The sequence below is a fragment of the Planomonospora algeriensis genome (assembly GCF_977012225.1).
Genome location: NZ_CDRNDK010000649.1, coordinates 1 through 2,790, shown reverse-complemented (window position 1 = coordinate 2,790; position 2,790 = coordinate 1). Strand labels below are relative to the sequence as shown.

The following is a 2,790-nucleotide window of genomic DNA, read 5'->3' as shown; positions in this document are numbered from 1 at the left end:
CGCCGGCGTCCGGACCCGGGGCCCGCACCCCGGCCGGGCCGGGACCCGGCGGCGCGCGGGACCTACGAGGGCTCCTCCGCCGGCTTCTCCATCAGCTCGGGCGCGCGGTGCTCGTACGGCGTGCTGAGCACGACGGTGGTCCGGGTGGAGACGTTGGCGGCGGTGCGGATCTGGTTGAGCAGCTCCTCCAGCGCGACGGGCGAGGCCACCCGCACCTTGAGGATGTAGCTCTCGTCACCCGCGACGCTGTGGCAGGCCTCGATGGCGCTCAGGTGCGCCAGCCGGTCGGGAGCGTCGTCGGCGGCGGCCGGGTCGATCGGCTTGATGGAGACGAACGCGGTGAGCGGCAGGCCGATCTCGTCGTAGTCCACCAGCGCCGCGTACCCGCGCACCACCCCGCGCTTCTCCAGCCGGCGCACCCGCTGATGCACAGCCGAGACCGACAGGCCCGTCTCGCGGGCGAGGTCGGTGAAGCTCATCCGGCCGTCCTCGGCCAGCAATGTCACGATCCGGCGGTCGATCTCCTCCACCCGCCCAAGGTAGCGCGATCCCACCCGGATCATGACCAACCTCCGGTCACGATCCGGACCCGCCGTCCACCCCTCGAGACGCCGGATCAAACACTTAGGTATTGACCTAAGTATCGAGGAGAGCCATACTTAGGTGTGTGCCTAAACGAACAGGCGCGGCTCGACCAGGTCTTCCAGGCACTGGCCGACCCGACGCGACGCAAGGTGATCGAACGGCTCGCCGCCGGCCCGGCCACCACCTCGGAGCTGGCCCGGCCGTTCGCCATGGCGCTCCCGTCGTTCACCCAGCACCTGGCCGTGCTGGAGCGCGCCGGCCTGGTCACCTCGGCCAAGCAGGGCCGATCCCGCACCTACCGGCTCACCCCTGAGGCGCTCGAGACCGCCGACGGCTGGCTGGCCGGCCGGCGCCACCTCTGGCAGCGCCGCCTCGACCAGCTCGACCACTTCCTCACCACTCTGAAGGAGCAGCAATGACGTTCACCCCGCACGTCCTCGACGCCGACCTCGACATCCAGCTCGAGCGGGAGGTCGACGTGCCGCCCGCCCTCGTCTGGAAGGCCTGGACCACCCCCGACCTCCTCACCCAGTGGTTCGCGCCCAAGCCCTACGAGACGCCGCACTGCGAGATCGACCTGCGCCCCGGCGGGATCTTCCGCACCGTGATGCGCTCCCCCGAGGGCGAGGAGTTCGACGGGGCCGGCTGCTACCTGGAGGTGGTCCCCGAGCAGCGGCTGGTGTGGACCAGCGCCCTGGCCCCCGGCTACCGCCCGCAGACCGGCGAGATGGCCTTCACCGCGGTCATCGAGCTCCAGCCGACCGCCTCCGGCGGCACCCGCTACCGGGCCATCGCCATGCACCAGACCCCCGAGGACAACAAGAAGCACGCCGACATGGGCTTCATCGAGGGCTGGGGCGCGGCGCTCGACCAGCTCGTCGCCCTCGTCAAGACCCTCTGACGAGAGCCGCCTGGCCCGCCTCGTCACCGGGCCAGCGCGCGGCCGATCACGAGGCGCTGCACCTGGTTGGTGCCCTCCACGATCTGCAGGACCTTCGCCTCGCGCATGTACCGCTCGACCGGGAAGTCCTCCACGTAGCCGTAGCCGCCGAGGATCTGGACCGCGTCGGTGGTGACCTTCATGCACATGTCGGTGGCGAACAGCTTGGCCATCGCCGCCTGCGTGCCGTACGGCCGGCCCGCGTCGCGCGCCCGGGCCGCGTCGAGGTAGAGGGCGCGGGCGGCGGCGAGCTGGGTGGCCATGTCGGCCAGCATGAAGGAGACGCCCTGGAAGTCGACGATGCGCGAGCCGAACTGGCGGCGCTCCTTGGCGTAGGCGGCGGCGGCGTCGAAGGCCGCCTGCGCCACCCCGACGGCGCAGGCCGCGATGCCGAGCCTGCCGCCGTCCAGCGCGGCCATCGCGATGCGGAAGCCCTCCCCCTCGGCGCCGAGCAGCGCGCCCGGTCCGAGCCGCACGCCGTCGAAGCGGACCTGCGCGGTCGGCGAGGAGCGCATGCCCATCTTCTTCTCCGGCGTGCCGAACGACAGGCCGTCGCTCACGGCCGGGACGTGGAAGCAGGAGATCCCGCGCGCCCCGTCGTCGGACGTGCGGGCCATCAGGGTGTAGAAGTCCGCGACCCCGCCGTGGGTGATCCAGGCCTTGACCCCGTCCACGGTGTAGCCGTCGGCGTCCTGCACCGCGCGGGTCGTCAGGGCCGCCGCGTCGGAGCCGGAGTGCGGCTCCGACAGGCAGTAGGCGCCCAGCAGCTCACCGCCCAGCAGCTCCGGCAGCAGCTCGGCCCGCTGCCCGGCGGTGCCGTAGGCCGCGACCGGGAAGCACGAGAGCGTGTGCACCGACAGGCCCAGCCCGACCGCCAGCCAGCCGGCCGCCAGCTCCTCGATCACCTGGAGGTACACCTCGTACGGCTGCGCGGCCCCGCCGTGCTCTTCGGGGTAGGGCAGGCCGAGCAGCCCGGCGCGGCCGAGGACGGTGAACACCTCGCGCGGGAAGCGCCCGGCGGACTCGTCGGCGGAGGCCCGGGGCGCGACCTCCTTGCCGACCAGGTCGCGGACCAGGTCCAGCAGGTCGTGGGCCTCGGGGCTGGGAAGGACGCGCTCGACGGACATCTCCGCACACTCCAGATCATGGGCGTGGAACAGTGGAAAAGGGCGGCCGGGATCACCGGCCACCCCGATTCTGGCATCCGGCGCGCCCCGGCGGACCCCCGCCCGGCCGTGCCGCCCTCGCCCGGGTCCGGGACGCCG

At 72.7% G+C, this 2,790-nt stretch carries 4 protein-coding genes; 2 read left to right on the top strand and 2 right to left on the bottom strand.

The features are described 5' to 3' along the window. Positions 1-62 precede the first annotated feature (62 nt). Positions 63-563: an Lrp/AsnC family transcriptional regulator gene (locus ACWJ6R_RS33960; protein WP_449066143.1), complete on the bottom strand. Its 501-nt coding sequence runs from the start codon at positions 561-563 to the stop codon at positions 63-65. Between the two features lie 102 nt (positions 564-665). Between ACWJ6R_RS33960 and ACWJ6R_RS33955 the strand changes: the two genes are divergently transcribed. Both ACWJ6R_RS33955 and ACWJ6R_RS33950 read left to right on the top strand, forming a co-directional pair. Continuing rightward, the gene (locus tag ACWJ6R_RS33955) at positions 666-1,004 is read left to right on the top strand and encodes an ArsR/SmtB family transcription factor (protein WP_449066142.1); all 339 of its coding nucleotides are present in this window, start codon (positions 666-668) and stop codon (positions 1,002-1,004) included. Next, positions 1,001-1,486: an SRPBCC family protein gene (locus tag ACWJ6R_RS33950; RefSeq protein ID WP_449066141.1), complete on the top strand. Its 486-nt coding sequence runs from the start codon at positions 1,001-1,003 to the stop codon at positions 1,484-1,486. Before ACWJ6R_RS33955 ends, ACWJ6R_RS33950 begins: the two co-directional genes overlap by 4 nt. 23 nt (positions 1,487-1,509) lie before the next feature. On the opposite strand, the gene ACWJ6R_RS33945 is transcribed toward ACWJ6R_RS33950, so the two are convergent. Beyond that, complete coding sequence (locus ACWJ6R_RS33945) at positions 1,510-2,652, bottom strand: acyl-CoA dehydrogenase family protein (RefSeq protein ID WP_449066140.1); 1,143 nt, start codon at positions 2,650-2,652, stop codon at positions 1,510-1,512. Between the last annotated feature and the right edge of the window lie 138 nt (positions 2,653-2,790).